Genomic DNA, 18354 nt, shown 5'->3' on the forward strand with positions numbered 1-18354 from the left:
CGAAAAATTAATCTGAAATATGGAAACAGTTTTAAGCGGAATACGTTCTACCGGAAAGCTTCATCTTGGGAATTACTTTGGAGCATTGAGAAACTTCACACGGATGCAATATGAAAACAAATGTTTTTTCTTTATTGCCGATTACCATTCTCTGACCACACATCCCGATCCTAAGATGCTACATCAGAATGTGAAAAACGTGTTGACCGAGTATCTGGCGGCTGGCATCGACCCCGATATTTCGACAATATATATACAAAGCGATGTGACAGAAGTATGTGAACTATACCTGCTTCTGAATATGCATGCTTACCTGGGAGAACTCTCCAAAACCGTGTCTTTCAAAGAAAAAGCCCGCAAACATAAAGATAACGTGAATGCAGGTTTGCTTACTTACCCTACACTTATGGCCGCCGATATTCTTATCCATAATGCCGATAAGGTACCTGTGGGTAAAGATCAGGAGCAGCATTTGGAAATGACACGCAAATTTGCACGCCGCTTCAACAACCTGTATGAGGTTGAGTATTTCAAGGAGCCTGTCGCTTATAATTTTGGAGAGGAACTGATAAAAATTCCGGGATTGGACGGCAGTGGAAAAATGGGTAAATCGGAAGGTAACTGTATTTATCTTGACGAAGATCCTAAAAGTATAGAAAAGAAGGTAAAACGTGCTTTGACAGATGAAGGACCAAAGGCTCCGGATTCCGAAAAACCCGATTATATAGAAAATCTGTTTACAATACTGAAAGTAGTATCTACAGATGAGGTTGTGAAGTACTTCGAAGATAAATGGAATACCTGTGAAATCCGCTACGGCGATTTGAAAAAGCAATTGGCGGAGGATATCATAAAAGTTACCGATCCTATACGCGAACGTATCAGGGATATTCAGAATGATGACGCCTATCTGCACAAAGTGGTGACAGAAGGTGCTGAACGTTCACGTGAAAGCGCGCGCAAAACGATAAATGATGTGCGTGATATTATGGGAATAAAGAAGTTTTAAATTATTTTTTAAGATAAAGAGCCTTGATATATACATGTCAAGGCTTTTTTATGTTTTTAAATTAAAATATTTGTATCTATATAATCGTTATTTCTAAAGAGATTTTGATTAAGTTTGTAACCAGTCGATAACCAATTTAAATAACACAATTACACTTCTTCATGGACAATAGTGAAAAATATGAATTACTGGCCGAAGGCGAAACAGGCCTGGCTTCGGTAATGGGGATATACCCGTCTGATAAGAATTTTAAATTTGAAGCTACACAAATAGAGAAAGCGCTGGCGGATAATAAAGATTTTAACCTTGTTTCTTTTAATAAGGCCGAGGTTGACAGTGAATTTTCCATCATGAGTTTCAACGCCGAAGTTGAATATAAAGAGGCTGTTTTCAATGTGGAACTATATGTCTGCGATGCAAAAAATATTAATCTGAGTGATTACGGGTTTGCCAATTCCATAGACGAACAATCGTTGCAGTCAGCCATGGAGCAGGAGTATTATTTGGAAACATCCATATATTTCGAACTGGAACCTTTAACTTCGTTTCATTTGCAACTGAAAATAATGAATACGATTGTGCCTGATGCCAGTCTGCTGATAGACTTTATGTCGTATCGGTTATTATCTGCGAAATGGTTGAGTATGACAGCAAAATCGGCTATTCCTCCATCTCCCGATTATTTATATACATTACATTGTGTATATGATGAGGAAGGAAAAGATGGAGAAAAAAGATACTGGTTCCACACACACGGCTTACACCGTTGTGCTTCGGTAGAACTGGAGATTCTGAATTTTAGCCAGGGAGCGGAGCAAATGAATACACTGATCAATATGACCGTGAAAAAATTCCTGACAAACCCGTCTAAGGAGAAGGAACGCTTTACAATAGGTTACGACGGTATGGGTATTAATCTGTGCTGGCTCAGATGGGAAGAGGCGCTGAAAGACTTGCCGGAGAATATACTTGGTGGATTAGGTGACCGTGACGAAGCGAATAATGTACATGCCGAACCATCGGGTATCCTGTTTGCCGTAGAAGACGGAAACATGATCTCGCCTGAAATATATGCGTCAACATTAGCCGAAAATCCTATTTATTATATAACGAATGAAGAAACAGAGCGGATGAGCGCTCTCGCTAAAGAACGGTTTGCTTCGTTCGAAAATGTGTTTAGAAGAGAAAGGAAAGAACCGGAAAAGAAATCGTTTCTGAAAAAGATGTTCGGAGCAAAGGAAGAAGAAGCTCCGGGATGGTCATTCCTGGTGAAGCTGGGGCTTACGGTGGACGATCCCGAAACAGGAAGCGAAAAAGAACATCTGTGGTTCGATGTGTTGTCTGTAGAGCAGGGGAGTATAACCGGAAAGCTGCTGAATCAGCCATACTGGATATCGGGATTGAATGAAGGTGATGTGAATACTTATCCGCTGGACGTATTGACAGACTGGCTCATTTATTCGCCCGACAGCACATATACCACCGATTCTGTATATATGTTAGAGAATTAGAACTTAAGATAGATAATTTATGCAAACACTTTCTGTCATTGTACCCTGTTATAATGAGGAGGCTGTTATTGAAGAATTTTATAGGAGAACCAAGGAAGTCCTGTTATCTTTAACGGATGTAGATGGTTATATTATCTTCATAAATGACGGCAGTAAAGATAAAACAAAGTATATTCTGGATCTTATCGCCTATCAGGATAAAAATGTGAAGGTGATACATTTTTCCCGTAACTTCGGGCATCAGCCGGCTGTAACGGCCGGGTTGCACAACTGTGATACAGATCTGGCGGTGATAATAGATGCCGATTTGCAGGACCCGCCGGAGTTGATTCCCGAACTAATAAAGACTCACGAGCAGGAAGAGGCCGGAGTTGTATATTGTGTAAGGAAAGAAAGGAAGGGTGAATCATTCTTTAAGAAGTCGTCGGCAAAATTATTTTATAAAACAATGAATAGCCTGTCCGAAGTGGAATTTCCTCTCGATACGGGCGATTTCAGGCTTATCGATAAAAGAGCGATCGAAGCCTTCAATAAGTTGCCGGAGAAAGGAAAGTATATACGGGGGCTTATCACATGGATCGGCTTTAAGCAGGTTCCATACTATTACGACAGGGATGCCCGCTTTGCAGGGGAAACAAAGTATCCATTCAAGAAGATGATGTCTTTTGCAAAAAAAGCATTGTTGTATTTCTCAAAGAAACCTCTGATGCTCTCCATTAGTCTCGGTTCGCTAGCTGTGCTTGTTGGGATCGTCTATGCGTTGTGGGTATGGATCGCTCATGAGAGAGGAGCAATAACAACAATTCCGGGATGGATGTCTACTGTTATCATCATTATATTTTTCGGAGGTGTACAATTACTGACAATCGGGGTTCTGGGACAATATATCGGTGTCCTTTTTGATGAGGTGAAAGGCAGGCCCGAATATATAATAGACTGTACAGTAAACTTTGAGGAATAGGTTAATACCTATTCATTGTCCTTTATTTCCTCATAATCTATATATTCTCCTTCATTCTTCGAGAATTTCTTCTGAGAGGTGTTATATGCATCCTGCTGTTGCTTGTTAGTCTGGCGACGGCCGGATTTATTTTTATTGTTAGGTGCAAAAAAACGCATGACCCTGCCTAATAGCACGCCAAGTATAAGAAATCCCAAAAGGGCGAATATTAATAGAATTCCTAAAAATTTAAACATACTGGTTTGAATAAAGAAAGCCTTTTGTACAGCAAAGATACAAATTAATCGTCAGGTTCTACTATATCCTGACTTACAATGGCCTCGGATATACTGGAATTATAAGCTTTGAAGCAGCCTAAGATTCCTCCTGTGAAGTTACTGATGGCGTTTGTGCCTTCTGCTACAGAATAGAGCGACTTGTAGAATGTGTACATGCCAATATCCAGATTTTGTAGTTCTACCCTGATTATATCCCCGGTTTGCAAGTCTTCTTCGTCGTTGTCATCCTTGTTGAAAAATAGAATCTCGTCGCATTCGTCCCCGTTTGTATGCTCGTCATCGAAAAGATATATCGACCTCATTATCTTTTCATTAACAGACAATATGGCATAATAGTAGTTGTTCGTATACGGAGGATCCTGGTAAGTAATAGCCGGAGAATACCAGGACTTGGTGCCCGCTTTGATCTCGTATATATAAATCCTGTCTATATATACTACTTCGGGTATGGTTGCAGTAGCTTCGTAAATGTCATCGTCGATTTGTATTTCGAGGTGATAGCTGCAATTGGCTTCTCCAAGCATTTCAGAATAATATAAACCGGCTTCGTAGTTGCTTTCTTGTAGAATCTCAGTTCTGCCTTTCGAGTTAGTGAGTCTTATTTCGGCATCAGAGATTCTCTCGTAAGCACTGTTATCCTGAAATCCCTGGGACTTTGTAAGAAGGACGAAACAGGGAGAGTTTTCGGTAATATAAGCGTCTACAACATTCTTCGGATCGGCTGTCCTCAAATTCAGAATCACAACTTCTTCGCAGGATGTTGCGAATACGATAAGCGACACAAGAATTGCTATTTTATATATGACTTTCATCTTTTATCAGAATTTAAAATTCCACGAAATAGAAGGGATCACACTGAACAGGTAAATCATATACGATTCGGATATATTTGTATCATACTCGTTCTGCCTGAATCCGTACATATACGGGTTTTTTCGTCCGTAAGCATTGTAGACACTGAAAACCAGCTCGGAAGTATAACGCTTCGTTTTCTTTAGTGTACATATCGCTCCCAGGTCGAGCCTGTGGAATGATGGGGCCCGGTATTGGTTCCGTCCTTCATAGTAGTAGACCGCATGGCCGTCCACAACATATTTTCCCGAAGGGAATGTGGTTGGATTTCCTGTGGCGAAAACCCATGTGGCCGATAAAGTCCATTTTTTATTCAGGTCGTAGATACCGACAAATGACAGGTCATGAGTGCGATCCTGATTGGCTGGATACCATGCTCCGTCGTTGATCTTTTCTATCTTTCGTTCTGTGCGCGCAAGGGTGTACCCTATCCAGCCATTGAACCGTCCGAAACGTTTTTTCAGGAATAGCTCCAGTCCGTATGCCCTGCCTTTGCCAAATAATAATTCAGTTTCTATAACATCCTTTCCTCCTCTGACATCTGCACCGTCTTTATAATCGATCTGGTTTTCCAGATTTTTGTAATATAATTCGGCGCTGAACTCGAACATATTGTTGTCGAAATTACGGAAATATCCGACTGATACCTGATTGGCGATCTCCGGTTTTATATAATTTGTATTGGCGATCCATCTGTCGACCGGGCTGGTCATATTGGAGGTAGACAGCAGGTGCATGTGCTGCGAAGTTCTGGCGAAAGCTATCTTTACCGAAGACTCCTTGTTTAACTGGTAAGCAGCCGATATCCTAGGCTCGATGTTCCAGTATGTTTTTACAAATTGACCGCTTTTGGTGTGCAGGGTATCTACAATATTCTGGTTATCATCGAATGTATAATATTTACTTCCTCCCAATGCGCTGAAAGTGGACAGCCGCAGCCCATAGCTTATTTCTAATTTATCATTTAACTTCATGTTGTTTGATCCATACAGCGCGTTTTCCCACGAATCGCGGTGCTCGTACGGATCTACGTGTATACGTGTGCTGGCAAGGTCTCCCGGAACTATCTGGTGGTACATGGATGTGAATCCGGCCTTTATTGAGTTTTTGTCATTGGGATAGAAACTGAACTCCTGATTGAAGTTGTAATCCCTGATATGTGATTTTATAGTAAGCTCGGCAGTAAGATCCACACTCACATTGTATGTGTAGTCGGTAAAGGAAAGCGAGGTGGTAGATGCTTTTTTCGCATCGAAGATATGGTTCCATTTCAGGCTGGCAATGGAGTTTCCCCAGTCCATCATAGCTACTTTGTTCAGTCCTAACTTATCTTTTCCGTAATAGCCAGTCAATGTCAGCTTGTCCTTGTTTGACAGTACATAGCTCAACTTAGCATTCAGATCATAAAAATACAGCTTCGAATCCTTTATTTGCTCTACTCCTACAGCATGAGCCAGGGCATCGGCATAGGTGCGACGGGCTGAAAGGATAAATGAAGAACGCTCTTTTTGTATAGGCCCTTCGAAAGTCAGTTTCGAAGAGATAAGGCCTATCCCTCCGTTTACACCAAATTTTTTCAGATCGCCGTCTTTCATGTTCACATCCAGTGTAGATGATAGCCTTCCTCCGTATTGTACCGGCATAGAACCTTTATAAATGGTCATATCGTCTATGGCATCGGAGTTGAATGTTGAGAAAAAACCGAAGAGATGGGACGGATTATACACTACGGCATTGTCCAGCAGGATAAGGTTCTGGTCGTCGCTGCCCCCTCTTACATAAAATCCGGTATTGCCTTCTCCGGCCGATTGTATCCCCGGCAGCAATTGGATGGTTTTGAGGATATCCCTTTCGCCCAGCAGTACGGGGATTTTGTTTACTACTTCTATATCGAGCTTGTCTACACCCGACTGTACGTTCTTTATATTGTCGTCGGTGCGTCGGGCTGATATCTCTACTTCTCCGAGCGAAACAACTTCGGGTTCAAGTTCTATGTTTTGTGACCGGTTTTTATCTAATTTTATTTTAATTTGCTTAGTATGATATCCCAGAAGTTTAAAAACAAAATTGTACTCACCGGCAGGTAAGGTAATGGAATAATTCCCTTTATCGTCACTAAAGCCTCCGTGTTGTGGCAGTTCTAAAGTGCCGATAGAAGCACCTACTAAAGCTTCTCCTTTTTCAATGTTGCTTATTTTCCCTTTGATTGTATATCTGCTTTGGGCTGAAACAGATATCGCAAGAATTATGAATATATAAATAAAAAGAAATTTCATGCTTGAGTTTTAAGGTCACAAACCTATTTGTTATTTTAGTAATATAACAACAATTAGTTATAGCTGAATATAGTTGTATAAAATACTTTCGATTACGAATAATCAAAGCCTGATATTTAACAACAAATTAGCGCTTCTTCTAATAAATTCTACACCGAATTACGCAAAGATAAAACTAATTTCGAAAACTCTTATAAAAACGTCTTTTTGTTAATTTATTTAATTCATTTTAAGATAAAACCTCTTCTTTTGCAGATTGTTGCTGACGTTTGTTTTTTCTATCTCTTACCTTTTTCTTATCTTTCCTTTTGATGAAAAATATGTAATATCCTGTAAGAGGAAGGCTGGCTCCGACAAGCGAGAAGAAGCATGTAAATATTTTGGACCAGATACCCCAGTAATTGCCTACATGGAGGGTGTAGACCCATGCCCATACTTTTGTAGTACCTTCCTGATCTTTGAAGAGAGTGGTTTGGGTAATTTCCCCGCTTCTCCTGTCAAAATCGTATTTGTCGGCAGCCCGCGAAGTGACTGACGATTTTAGATGGACGTTGGCTGTACCGTTCTGTATGCGGATATGTTCATAGTTAGTCGATGCAGACAGGGTACTGAAAGCCGTTTGCCAGCTGGCGTAATTTACCCGTGGTTTTTCTTTTTTCTCTCCGTCACCGCCCCGTTGGCCGCCACCGCGCTGTCCACCTCCACGCTGACCGCCACCACCGTGTCCCTGGCTTTGCTGTACCTCTGCTCCAAAAAGTTTGAATACTCCGTTACGATACCATTCGAACGACCATACCATACCTGTAAGAGCACAAATCAGCAATACGAGACAGGCATAAGCACCTAATACATTGTGGAGATCGTACATCATTCGTTTGGTACCTTTACGTAACTGTATCTTGAAACGGCTTTTGTTTATCCTCCGGGGCATCCATACGATGAAGCCGCTAATAAGTATAAATACAAAAATCAGGGTAGAGATACCTACTGTATATTTACCCCATGTGCGGCTGCCATCCATAAGCCAGCGGTGCAGGGTCATTATGGTGAAGAACGGACTTTCCCTGAATTTATAAAATCCGGTAACTTCGCCCGTATATTGGTTGACAAAGGCCGATTCACGGAATCCTTCGGCCAGGGTCATGGTGTAAGTCCGTTTGGGATCGTCGAATATCTGTACGGCCGCAACAGAATTACTGTCGAGCTGAGCATTTACCATCGGCACGAGTTCTTCCAACGGAATTGGAGTTCCTTCGGGCTCTTCTACAAAATAATGTGAGGGATTGGCCGCCTGTAATATTTCATCCTGGAAAACAAGGATCGCTCCGGTAAGGCATACTATGGTGATAATGATTCCGACAGGAAGAGAGAGCCATTTGTGAAGTTTTTTCAAGAAAATTCGCATATAATATGTTTTTATCTTATAAGAAATCCGGTGTTTAATGAATTTCTTCATAACACCGGATTCTAACTATCATCAAAGTTTAGTAATTTTTTAAACTATCATCACTACAAAGGTCGTATTAATCCCTATATTCTGCAATCACTATAAATAATGAAAAAATAGTTTCCCGGTAATAATAAATAGTGATTGGTCAGAACCTGTATGACACCACTCCGGCAAAATTGCGTGGGTCTATCTGATTAATAAATCCTCCACGGAAATATGAATTGTATCCGATCTCATCAAAGATGTTGTTGAAGAATACACGGGTTGTTACTTTACCAATACTATATGCCAGTTGTGCGTTTACAGTGGTATAAGCAGGCATGTCGAACGGTTTGGTCCCTCCCATATTTCCGTGTCCGTCAGGGGCAAGAGAATATTCGTTTACCGGACGTTTTCCTACATAGTATGCTCCCACACCAGCCGATAATCCTTTCAACAGGCCTCTGTCTACTGTGTAATAGACCCATCCGTTTGCTGTATGTTCAGGTGCGTTCATCGGAGCAGAACCTTCCACGTAAGACGGACTGTTTTTATAACGGGCATTCAGGTAAGCATAGCCTAACATGACCTGTAGATTGTTGAGTATACGGCCATTCAGTTCTACTTCTATACCATCGCGTACCAAATCTCCGGCTTTGTAATAGTACCCCGTTGCTACATTTGAGTTGGGGAGGTATTCCGAGTTAGATAAATTGTCAGTCCAGATGTGGAAATATGTAAAATTGAAACGCAGGCGGTTATCCAGCCAATCTGACTTAAACCCGGCTTCCCACTGCTTGGTACGGGAAGCTCCTATACGGGTAATGCTATCTGTGAGGATATTACTGGCGCTTCTCAGGTTTGTACTGGTGGTATATGATCCGAATATATTTACATTCTCTATCGGCGAAACCATCACTCCGACCATCGGATCCCATGCATCTTCTTTTGTGCGTCCGGGATCACTGCCTTTTGCAGAGGAAGATATAGTAGATATAGAGCTGTAGCGCAGCCCTAAAATAGCTTTCACATACTTGTTTATAGTCATCACTTCCTGAGCCATAATACCGTAAGTATTGTATTTGGTATTTACTCCCAGGACATTATCTGGGTTTGCAAATGTCACTTTCTGATAATCATTACTAAAGTTTCCGTTTAGTACATCTATTGTATCGATAACGATAGTACCTAAACCTGTAGTTGTTGCGTCGGCTATACGATAATCAAATCCTACCTGGAATATATGTTTAATTGGTCCTGTATAAATATCCTGTCCTACAAGGTCGAGTTGGAATGTGGTATTCTTATCATCTCTTAAAGACCTGGTCATGCTACGCACTCTTTCAGGATTTTCATAGTCGTTTCTGGTTTCAGGAGCTAATGCTGTTGATGTATTATCCACCTGATAAGAAGAACGGAAATAGGCAGCCCGTACACTTAATTTGTTTGTCAGATAGTGTTTGATGCGAGCCGAATAAGTAAGCAGTTCAGTATTTACATTATCATTCTTAAAGCCTAAGAATTTATCATGAGGCATTTCATACAATGCGTTAACATCCTGATCGGCAAAGTTTACTGTGCTTGTTACAGGTGTGCGGTCTTCATTCAGATAATCTCCTTCAATTGTAATTGTAGTCTTGTCAGACGGGCGCCATTCAAAAGAAGGGTTTATATATACTCTTTCGCTAGACACTACCGGACGATAGTTATCTGTTCTTTCGTAAGCCCCGTTCAAACGGAATGCGGTCTTGTTTTCGCTATCCAATATTGTTTGGACATCGAATGTCGGACGGAATTGTCCCCAGCTACCCACACGTACATCTACTTGTCCTGCTTTGGTAAATTTAGGAGTTTTGGTAACGATATCAATAACACCGCCGGCATTACCAAGATCGGAAATGACTCCCTGTGTTACGGCAGCCGAACCTTTTATCATTTGTATACTTTCCACACCCTGCATATCAGAGATGCCCGAAGCTGTCTGGAATTGTGAATCCATGCGGACGCCGTTCTTTAGTACGGGAATACCACGGAATCCACGGGTAGACATACTTTCTTTTACACCACCATATGAACCGAAAAGGGTTACACCCGGAACATTGCGCATCGCATCCGTAATAGTTAAAGCTCCCTGCTCTGCTATTACCTTCTCAGAGATAACGGATATACTTTGTATCTGCTCGCTGGGGCGGAGTGGCATGCGGGTGATGGCATCCAGTTTTTCAGGCTGCTTGTATCGCTCACCGAATACTTCGATTTCGCTTAGCGTATTGTCACTTTCCATTTTGATGGTCATCTTTACCCGGTCTTGTCTGGTAAGATCGATTTTCTCCGTATATGATTTATATCCGACAAAGGTAACTTCTATGGTAACTTCCTGGCGGGGAAGCCCGATAAAGCTGAATGTCCCGTTTTCATCTGTCATGACGGCTTTCTGTAGTTCCTTTATCTTTACAGTTGCTGAAGACAAAGGCTCGCCCTTTTCATCTGTGACTTTTCCTTTGATCCCATTGGCCATCGTCAAGGAACAGTTTATTAGCACTAATAGTAGGAAAAAACAAATTTTTTTCATAGTTTGTATATATTTTATTTATTAACGAATAGATTGTAATAACCGATGGCAAAGGTCTTTATTATTGAATTTCCTTACAATCGCAACAAATAATGAAAATAAAACGGTGTAATAGCAACAAATAGGGATTGTGAGATAAAATGAAAGCTAGAAGAATAATATTTATCTTAAATTTACTCAGGTTGTCAAGTGTTATTTTTTTTTAATTAATACAATATTAAATTGAAAACTTCTATCTTCGTCATGACTATTTGAAGTGTTAATTAATACATGAAAAATACAATCAGAAAGCTGATTTATCTAATACCAAATAATTATAAAATAAATTATGATCGCATTGCCAGCTAACATTGAACAAAAATTTGCCTTTGAAGGTATAGTGAAAGAAATCCGTCCCTTAGGCGAAGGCTTGATAAACGACACATTTTTCGTTGAGACAGAAGGAAATAGTCCGAATTACATTCTGCAACGGAAAAATAAGAACATTTTTAAGAATGTGCCTGCCATGATGGAGAACATCCATAAGGTGACTTCCCATTTGAAAGAAAAGGTTGTTGAAGCCGGAGGAGACCCTTTGCGTGAAGCATTGACTGTGACTCCGACAGTCGACGGAAAACTATATTTCGAAGACGAAAAAGGAGAATACTGGGCAGCCTGTCTGTTTATCGAAGATACTATTACATACCAGACGGCAGACTCTCCGGAGTTGGCTTCACAGGGAGGTAAAGGTATAGGTAAATTCCAGTCGATGCTGGCTGATATGAAAGAGCCTTTGGCCGATATCCTGCCCGGATTTCATAATATGAAATTCAGGTTTGAGCAATGGGACGATGTATTAAGAAAAGATCCTGTGGGAAGAAAAGCCCAGGTTAAGGAAGAGATAGAATGGATTGAAAGCCGCAGAACTGAAATGTTGTCTCTATGGTCTAAGTTCGAATCGGGAGAAATTCCTGTACGTGTTACCCATAACGACACAAAGATTAGCAATATATTATTCGATGAAAAAGGGAATGTGCTTTGTGTGATCGACCTGGATACTGTATTGAGCAGCATGTGTCTGAATGATTATGGCGATGCTATACGTTCCTATACCAATGCAGGTAAAGAAGACGATGAAAATCTGGATAATGTGTACATGAAGATGGACTTGTTTGAAGGTTATACCAAGGGTTATCTGTCGGAAACTGTATCGTTCCTCACTCCGTCCGAAATTGAGAATCTTGCTTTTTCTGCCAAATATATAACATTCGAGCAGGTGCTTCGTTTCCTGATGGATTATATAGACGGAGATAATTATTATAAGGTGAAAGATGAAACTCACAATCTGGTGAGGACACGTGCTCAGTATAAATTACTGCAGTCGATGGAAGAAAATTATGGCAAGATGTGTACGATAGTGGAAGATGCTATAAATGATCTGAAAAAATAGAAATTCATCATTTTGTTTTTCAAAATAGCGGCCGTATACCAGGAAAGGTATACGGCCGCATTTTTTTCTCTTTGAGGGAAATACAGGCTTAATTAGAATATACATGTATACTTCCCTGTGCCGCAGGAAGATAATTTACTCCTACCCAGGTGATCATTAACAGAACGAATGCTACTGGCAGCATCCACAAGGTAAACCGTGGGTGAGATTTTTGTAATCTCATATGGATATATACCAGATAGGCCGCCGATGTGATAAAGGCCCATGTTTCTTTAGGATCCCATGACCAATAGTGTCCCCATGCTTCTTTCGCCCATACAGCGCCCATAAGCATACCCAGCATAAGGAATCCGAATCCTATGTATACGATATTGTCCATCAATTTGTATAATTCGCTATCGGCTTTATTCTTTTTCAATTTATTGAGTTGTATAAAGGATGCTATGGTGGCTGCTCCCAGCATAGAGTAGGAGAGGATATAAACTGTTACATGCGGTACAAACCAGTAGCTTTGCAGTGCAGGCATCAGGTTTGTGGAATGTATTTCGGGCTTGAATATATTGATGCATACAAAGACACAGGCAACCAATGATGAAAAAGATAACAGCCATTTATATTTCCAGTGCTTGTAAGTAATGAATCCGATCACCGCAAGGAAAAACGAATACCACAGACGGGTTTCTCCGATAGTGCGCAATGGCGGGCGTTCCTGCCCGATCCAGAGGCCGACGATAAATGCGGCGAATATGATTATTCCTGCTATCATCAGCAAGTCTATGATAATCTGCTTCTTTATTTTATATACCAACACCCCTGCCCCTATCCAACAGATGATGGCAGGTATGGCAAACCAAAGATATTCATTCCATGTCATTTTCTTTCCTCCTTTTTTTGTTACCCACCCACAATAAACACACGGAACCCAGTGCCAGTAAAATTATTCCCGCGTATACCGGATATATCCACGGATCATATACCAGTTCGAAACTGCTGTATGTCGATGCTTTCCCTGCCCGATTGTCGTACCCGTACTGGTAGATTACCCAGTTGCCCAGCTTGAGTGGTTTGTTGACTTCCAGTTGGGTCTGAGCTTCGCCATCTTCTTTACTTACCACAAGGATATCTGACATAAAGCGTTTGGGTTCGGGCTGTGTCATTACCATGCAATATTGAGAATCGAGGGGCAGGACCATATACAGTTGCGACATACTGCCTCCACATATCCAGCCTTCGCTTAGCTTTCCGGTCGTTTTATTTGTGGCTTTTACCTTTGCCGCAGGAGATGAACCGGGCATCGGCATATGATAATAAGTACTGTCACTTTTGCGTATAGCCTCGTGAATGTATTCCTCTACTACTATATCCCAGTCGAAGACAGACGCTTTGGGCCTCTTCTCATCTATCTGGTAATAATCAGGTTTTGATTTGGGTTGCGCGTCTCCTGTCTGCCTGTCTATAATAGTGAGTTTGGGAGGATATTCCTCCATCACAAAGTCGTTGAGCTGTATGGCGATAGGTAATTCAAGCACATCGCCGTTATCGTTATACACACGCCATTCTACTTCGCCTTCCTGCACATGCATCACATAGCGTTTCATATCGGCTGCTCCCAGTCCTGCGGCAAAAAGCAGCAGCCACAAGCCAATATGATTGAAATAGAAAGCGTAATCACTGATATTGAAAGCAATTAGCCGCCTGATTATTAATGCACCCAATGATAACAGGGTAAGAAAGTAAATAAGGATGAACGCCCATGAACTGGTAACTTGCCTGAATCCGAGTTTAGTAAATATACTTGTGTCATGCGGATCAAACTTCAGTAATTGTGGCGTTAATCCCATAACAATTCCCAGAACCAATAATCCACCGATAAGCGATACAGCGAACGGAACGCCGGAGAACCATTGGTAAACAGGATTTTTCCGGGCGAAAGAGAATAGGACGAGAAAAAGGATCATAACACCTCCCACAATAAGATTTACAGGAGAACCGAACATCAGGAAGTTAAATTTCCCCGTTATCAGTTGCAGTATGAATCCTATTGTTATTGTTCCCAATACAATAGCGATACTCTCTTTGTACCGCCATGGGAACTGCCACATTTTACGTTTTTCCTCCGTCATTCTTTTTGTCTCTGGTACAGAAAGTGCCCGGTTTTTACTGTCCGGACACTCTCTGTTAATGTGTTATCATATTTTAATAGAGCCTATTGCTTTACAGGCTTGCTACAATGCGTCCGTTTTCTTTGGCTTTTTTCAACCATTGAGGAACGACAGTCTTGATCCATTTATCTTTATTCTCCTGAAGTGTTTTCATGTCGAGGCCGATATATTCCTGAGCTTTAGCTTTACTTGAAATGTCAGGCATCGGTACGTCTTTTACTCCGTGAGCGAACAGGACTTTCTGTAATTCCAGTTGAGCTAGCAACGATTTGTCAAGGCTGTGAGCCATTATGCGCTGTGTTTCGATAGGTGCGTGGAATGATGCTCCATGAGAGGCAACAGAGAAATCCCAACGCCATTGAGCCTGGCGGATCAGTTTGAGGGAAGCTGTCATTTCCTGTTCGGTGGCTCCGTTGTCCCATGCTGTTTTAGCCATGATGTGGGCTTTGGCCAGTTCTTTTTCGATACGGTCACGGATTTCCAGGGCTTTGTCCTGACGTTCGTACACGTAATTTTTCAGGTTCTCTTCACTATCGCGGTGGCATACCTGACAGGTATTGGCTACGTTTTTCAGAGGACTCATGATCTGATGGTTCGAATATTTGATTCCTCCTTCAGCGATGTATGGCATATGGCAATCGGCACAAGACAGGCCTCTTTGGGCGTGTGTTCCCATCATGAATATTTCATAATCCGGATGCTGTGCTTTAAGCATGGGCGCACGGCTGAGCTTATGTGTCCAGTCGGAAAATTCTATTTCGTCATAGTATTTTTCCATATCCTCCACAGTAGAGCCTCCATCCCAAGGGAAAGTCAGGTATTTTCCATCACCTTTGAAGTAGTATTCCACATGGCATTGAGCACATACCAGCAAGCGCATTTCCTGCGGTGTGGCTTGTGTGATATCTTTACCCTGACGCTGAAATGCTTCGACCAATGCGGGCTGAGTGATAGTCAGGTTCATTGTTTGCGGGTCGTGGCAGGTGGCGCAACCGACAGGATTTACTATCTGATCGCCTAATGCTCCCCATTTTGTTTTGTAGAATTCTTCGATGCCCAACTCATTCATCATGCGGGGAACATCGGGACTCTTGCAAGTCCAGCAGGTAGCAGGCTGAGGCCCGTCGGTATCTGTTTCCGGGCATCCTGTACGCAGGGTATTCCTATTGTCTTCGAGAGCATGCATGTGCCCTCTCGGTGCCTTGTAGTCCATGGCAAAAGCGTATCCGGCCCATAGTACGACCATTTCGGGACGGGTTTCCAGCACATCTTCTTCTACATTGCCCAGATGTTTGCTTTTGAAGTCCATATCGGCGGTTTTCTTCCATGTGTTGTATTCGCGCGGATAGTTCTCGCCCCAGAGTTCGCTTCTCGGTTCTATACCTTCACCTATATCTCTTACTTTATTATTGTAAATCGATGCAATTTCAGCACGTCTTTCTGTGATTGAGGCGGCTAATAGTCCCAATAAAAAGACGCAGACCATAACCACTCCGAATATAGCCCATCCGATGATCGGTTTCCGCTTGATGGCTTCTGATAATTTTTTGAACATAATATTGTGTTTTTAGTTATTATTTTTTCATTCTTTCTTTCAGCCAGTCCGGAACAGGGGACGCCGGTAGCGGTACGATGGCATTCGGTGTTTCGGATAAGCTGCTGACCTTTGAATGTGGAACCTGTGTGTGACAGTCCCAGCAGGCTTTGCCTTTTCCATTTTGCGAGTCTGCATAGTCGATCATTCCTGTTTTTACAAATTCAGTATTTAACTGGGTGTGGCAGCGTATGCAGTTGTTCATAATCACTTCGTAGCTTTCATCACGTGGGCGAATGGCCTGAGGTTCCTTTCTTACAGTGAATACCGCAGCATGGTACAGCCCGTCCTTGGCTTTGAATGCATATTTGCTGATTACATTGTCTTGCGGCACATGACAATCGTTGCAGGTACTCCACTGCGCATGCGAGCTATGATTCCATGTCTGATAATATGGAGTCATAATGTGGCAGTTGATGCAGGCTTTAGGATCGTCAGACAGATATGAATGCGCCCTCGACATATAAACGGTATATGCTCCAAGTCCAACGATCAATCCTCCCACTATAAATAGCGGAAGGACAAATTGCCGGGGTATCTGACTTAGAAATTTCTTCATTATATTTTGTTTTTTGTTGATCTCCCGTATTTAGAACCCTACCTGGATCTGTGCATAAACTACATTCGAATTGTTTGCACCCCATTTGTTGGAATAGTCCGAATATACATAATTTAACTGGAATCTGCAATTAGGGAAGAAGTAATAATTCATTCCGACTGTATAATCGATGACTTCACTGTTGAAATCTTTGTTGCTGTTGTAATAATCAACTTTAGCCAACGCATTCAGCTTTTTAGGGATGAAATAGTAAAGTCCCATTCCGTAAAGACCTTCTTTGCTGATACCGCCGTCGTTTGCGGTGATCCATTCGGCGCGGGCGTTGAATCTTTCCGACTTATAATCAGCGCTTACTATCCAGCGTTCGCGCACATGGTCTCCGCCATTATATGTGGCTTGTCCCAGATATGCACCTCCACCTACACGAAGTCCTTTTACAGGTTGCAGCATGAGTGTTCCGGCAAAGTCTTTCGTGTTATTTTTTTCACCTGTTGTCACACCCATTCCCTGAAACATACCGGCCGAGTATTGAAGCAGGTTGTGGCTTGCCTGAGGAAATAATTCTCCCGATATTTGTACTCCTGCGTCACGACCGAAGTTGTTTTTACCGTTCTGGGCTTTCAGCACATCGTCTTCTCCGGCATAGCCGAACAGATTGGATATAGTCCGGGAATAAGCGACAGTTTCCAATGTGGCGGGAACATACTGGCTTTCGAGGGTTACGGGTACTTTAAATTGTCCGGCCTTGAAATTAAATTCGGATGCAGCAGTCCATTCTGCCCAGAATTCCTGAACAGACGGATTCACAAATTCCAAAAGGAATCCGTATCTGAAAGAATCATTCAGTTTTCCGTTAACCGAGATGAATAGGTTTTTCGGTTTGAAATCGTGCTTGATGTCTTCTACATCACTGTATTTATACATAAGCTGCCCGTTTCCTCCAAACTGCATATATGGCGTATTGAATGCATTCCGTACTTTATCTATTGTCTGGGTAGTACTGGCCTTCTGCTCTTTCTTTTTGTTTTCTTTCATCAGTTCATCTGCTTCTGACTGTGTCAGTACATTTTTTTCAACGAGTTTTTTCAGAAGGTCATCGCTGTTTTGAGCGTATGTTGCGCTGCAAAACAGGCAAAGTGTGATAAATAATATAATATTCCTCATAGTGACAGGTTTTTAGTTATATCTATTTCATAATACAAAATATGTGAATTTTGCTAAAGAAAAGTGTGATAATTGTTACACTTCGTTGGAAACTGTATAAGAAGTTGCCCAGACTTTTTATAAAATAGTTTTTAATGTGAATCGAACTACTGATTGATATTTTATTTACTTTTTAAATTTTTTGTCATGTTGAACGATAGTGAAACATCTTCTGTGTCGAAAGAGATTCTTCGTTCCACTCAGAATGACAAAATACACAATAAAAGCCTTTTGACACAGTCTCTTGTATTATCTCGGGCGAAAGATTTTACGCCCCTACATGTACTTGTTTTTTATTATCAAAATCCCCAATCTTTATCTATACTAAAAAGTATCATTAAAAAGAATAAAGATTATGAAGTACAGCGAAAGATTAGTTGATAAGATAGTAAAACTGATAGAAGAAGACCGTTACACTATTACAGAAATTTGCAGGGCGTTCAAACTAAATACAAAAACATTCTATGAATGGAAAAAGACCAAGCCTGAATTCCGCAAGGCCATAGAAGAAGCCGAAGA

General features: G+C 41.5%; 15 protein-coding genes. 5 read left to right on the forward strand and 10 right to left on the reverse strand.

Annotation, left to right across the window (positions count from 1 at the left end; translation table 11 throughout):
• Nucleotides 1-19 precede the first annotated feature (19 nt).
• The 3 genes from trpS (at nucleotide 20) to GGR21_RS01905 (ending at nucleotide 3481) form a co-directional block, all read left to right on the forward strand.
• Nucleotides 20-1009: a tryptophan--tRNA ligase gene (gene trpS, locus GGR21_RS01895; protein ID WP_183305441.1), complete on the forward strand. Its 990-nt coding sequence runs from the start codon at nucleotides 20-22 to the stop codon at nucleotides 1007-1009.
• Nucleotides 1010-1170: 161 nt separating this feature from the next.
• Nucleotides 1171-2520 (forward strand): DUF4026 domain-containing protein, encoded by a 1350-nt coding sequence (locus GGR21_RS01900; protein ID WP_183305442.1) that lies wholly within the window; start codon nucleotides 1171-1173, stop codon nucleotides 2518-2520.
• A gap of 19 nt (nucleotides 2521-2539) precedes the next feature.
• Nucleotides 2540-3481, forward strand: coding sequence for a glycosyltransferase family 2 protein (locus GGR21_RS01905; protein ID WP_183305443.1), 942 nt, complete (start codon nucleotides 2540-2542; stop codon nucleotides 3479-3481).
• A gap of 8 nt (nucleotides 3482-3489) precedes the next feature.
• Here the strand turns inward: GGR21_RS01905 and GGR21_RS01910 are convergent, their stop codons facing one another.
• From GGR21_RS01910 to GGR21_RS01930, 5 genes are all read right to left on the reverse strand, one after another.
• Nucleotides 3490-3678, reverse strand: a complete 189-nt coding sequence (locus tag GGR21_RS01910; protein WP_246347962.1) for a DUF4834 family protein — start codon at nucleotides 3676-3678, stop codon at nucleotides 3490-3492.
• A gap of 83 nt (nucleotides 3679-3761) precedes the next feature.
• Nucleotides 3762-4571 (reverse strand): DUF4249 domain-containing protein, encoded by an 810-nt coding sequence (locus GGR21_RS01915; RefSeq protein WP_183305445.1) that lies wholly within the window; start codon nucleotides 4569-4571, stop codon nucleotides 3762-3764.
• 6 nt (nucleotides 4572-4577) lie between these two features.
• Nucleotides 4578-6887, reverse strand: coding sequence for a TonB-dependent receptor (locus GGR21_RS01920; protein ID WP_183305446.1), 2310 nt, complete (start codon nucleotides 6885-6887; stop codon nucleotides 4578-4580).
• 229 nt (nucleotides 6888-7116) lie between these two features.
• Nucleotides 7117-8343: a PepSY-associated TM helix domain-containing protein gene (locus GGR21_RS01925; protein WP_246347963.1), complete on the reverse strand. Its 1227-nt coding sequence runs from the start codon at nucleotides 8341-8343 to the stop codon at nucleotides 7117-7119.
• A gap of 139 nt (nucleotides 8344-8482) precedes the next feature.
• On the reverse strand, nucleotides 8483-10888 hold the full coding sequence (locus GGR21_RS01930; protein ID WP_183305447.1) for a TonB-dependent receptor: 2406 nt from the start codon (nucleotides 10886-10888) through the stop codon (nucleotides 8483-8485).
• A gap of 328 nt (nucleotides 10889-11216) precedes the next feature.
• On the opposite strand from GGR21_RS01930, the gene GGR21_RS01935 reads away from it, so the two are divergent.
• Nucleotides 11217-12317 carry a phosphotransferase enzyme family protein gene (locus GGR21_RS01935; protein ID WP_183305448.1) on the forward strand — a complete coding sequence of 367 codons (1101 nt, stop codon included), beginning with the start codon at nucleotides 11217-11219 and terminating at the stop codon, nucleotides 12315-12317.
• 88 nt (nucleotides 12318-12405) lie between these two features.
• Here the strand turns inward: GGR21_RS01935 and ccsA are convergent, their stop codons facing one another.
• The 5 genes from ccsA to GGR21_RS01960 form a co-directional block, all read right to left on the reverse strand.
• Nucleotides 12406-13191 carry a cytochrome c biogenesis protein CcsA gene (gene ccsA, locus GGR21_RS01940; RefSeq protein WP_183305449.1) on the reverse strand — a complete coding sequence of 262 codons (786 nt, stop codon included), beginning with the start codon at nucleotides 13189-13191 and terminating at the stop codon, nucleotides 12406-12408.
• The gene (locus GGR21_RS01945; RefSeq protein ID WP_246347964.1) at nucleotides 13178-14440 is read right to left on the reverse strand and encodes a cytochrome c biogenesis protein ResB; all 1263 of its coding nucleotides are present in this window, start codon (nucleotides 14438-14440) and stop codon (nucleotides 13178-13180) included. The genes ccsA and GGR21_RS01945 overlap by 14 nt, the downstream gene beginning before the upstream one ends.
• Nucleotides 14441-14531: 91 nt before the next feature.
• A complete protein-coding gene (gene nrfA / locus GGR21_RS01950; RefSeq protein ID WP_183305450.1) occupies nucleotides 14532-16034 on the reverse strand; it encodes an ammonia-forming cytochrome c nitrite reductase in 1503 nt (500 codons plus the stop codon).
• Nucleotides 16035-16053: 19 nt separating this feature from the next.
• Entirely contained in the window at nucleotides 16054-16632 is a 579-nt protein-coding gene (nrfH, locus tag GGR21_RS01955) for a cytochrome c nitrite reductase small subunit (protein ID WP_183305451.1), read from the reverse strand.
• A gap of 30 nt (nucleotides 16633-16662) precedes the next feature.
• Nucleotides 16663-17796, reverse strand: a complete 1134-nt coding sequence (locus GGR21_RS01960; RefSeq protein WP_183305452.1) for a porin — start codon at nucleotides 17794-17796, stop codon at nucleotides 16663-16665.
• A 394-nt stretch (nucleotides 17797-18190) separates the two neighbouring features.
• Between GGR21_RS01960 and GGR21_RS01965 the strand changes: the two genes are divergently transcribed.
• Nucleotides 18191-18354, forward strand: a 164-nt coding sequence (locus GGR21_RS01965; RefSeq protein ID WP_221232879.1) for a transposase, incomplete at its 3' end; no start/stop codon positions are given.

Origin of the sequence: Dysgonomonas hofstadii, assembly GCF_014196915.1 — a bacterium.
In the GTDB taxonomy this organism is placed as follows: domain Bacteria; phylum Bacteroidota; class Bacteroidia; order Bacteroidales; family Dysgonomonadaceae; genus Dysgonomonas; species Dysgonomonas hofstadii.